Raw genomic sequence first — 1,178 nt, forward strand, 5'->3', positions numbered from 1 at the left:
ATTTTCTATTCATAATTTGCTCCTTTCTTATTAATCATTTAATATATGGATTATTAACAATAAAATGTCAATATCTTATGGAAAAACTTCAAAATAAAATGGCATATAACGTTCCGGCGGTAACTGACGTTTTTTTGCGCCCGATGAGAAAAACCGCGAAGCGGTTTTACGGGCGCAAAAAAATGTGGCGGAGCAAAACCCCACAAAGGGGCGAAGCCCCGACTGGGGTTTTGCGTAGCCTAGCCGCCGTAAGGCGGCGTACAGTTACCGACCTGTTATATGCCGTTTTTCTTGCTTTATATCATTTTACGGCATACCGCAATCAATGATAATCCAGGTAAATGTATTCCTATTTTATCCAATATTTTATTTATCCAAAAATCTATATCCAATACCGTTTTTACAATAATGGTTATTATATTTTTTTCAGAATATTTCCAACCTATATCATTTCCGGCAAATTTATCCTTTTTGGAAATAAATGCCAATCTAGCCAAAAAAAGGCTAGTATAAAAATAATGGCATTTTTCCGTTTTTATTTCTTTATGTTCCAATAATGCCATTAATTGTTTCCTGTTATATCTTCTGTAATGCAATGATTTTACATCATGAGCGGAAAATAAAAACTGCCATGCCGGAACAGTTATTAAAATTATCCCGCCTTTCTTCAATTTATTTACAACAATATTGAAAAATGTTTTATCATTTTCAATATGCTCCAAAACGTCCATCATTATTACTCCGTCAAGTTCATTATCAGGTAATTTTTTAATGTCATTTATACAGAAAATGCCGTCTCTTGTTTCTCCATTTTCAGGGAAAAATACGTCAACGGCATAAACCTTTCCATTAGCGAATTCTTTTGCCTTTTTTGTGTAATACATATCATTTACGCCAATATCAGCCATATTGTGTAAATTTTTATGTTTCAATTGTTTTAGAACACAGTTTCCTCTTGATAATTTCCAAGGATGCTGAAAAATGATTTTCCCTTCTTCGGGAAGTCCAAAAACATATTTATCCTCTAATTTTCCATTGGCAGCGTCCATAACATCTCCGAAACGCTATATGCCAATGATTTTTTTCTTGCAACAATTTCAAGAAAAATGGCATATAACGTTACGGCGGTAACTGACGGTTTTTTGACCCCGAAAAGGGAAATTCGAAGCCTTTTACGG

At 34.0% G+C, this 1,178-nt stretch carries 2 protein-coding genes; one reads left to right on the top strand and one right to left on the bottom strand.

The genetic code is table 11. From position 1 onward, the window contains the following. Positions 1–77: 77 nt before the first annotated feature. Positions 78–329 (top strand): hypothetical protein, encoded by a 252-nt coding sequence (locus ACYVRA_RS06615; protein WP_461251955.1) that lies wholly within the window; start codon positions 78–80, stop codon positions 327–329. On the opposite strand, the gene ACYVRA_RS06620 is transcribed toward ACYVRA_RS06615, so the two are convergent. Further along, positions 297–1,049, bottom strand: a complete 753-nt coding sequence (locus tag ACYVRA_RS06620; protein WP_461251956.1) for a methyltransferase domain-containing protein — start codon at positions 1,047–1,049, stop codon at positions 297–299. The genes ACYVRA_RS06615 and ACYVRA_RS06620 overlap by 33 nt on opposite strands. Positions 1,050–1,178: the final 129 nt, after the last annotated feature.

Source organism: Treponema sp. R8-4-B8 (assembly GCF_054786175.1).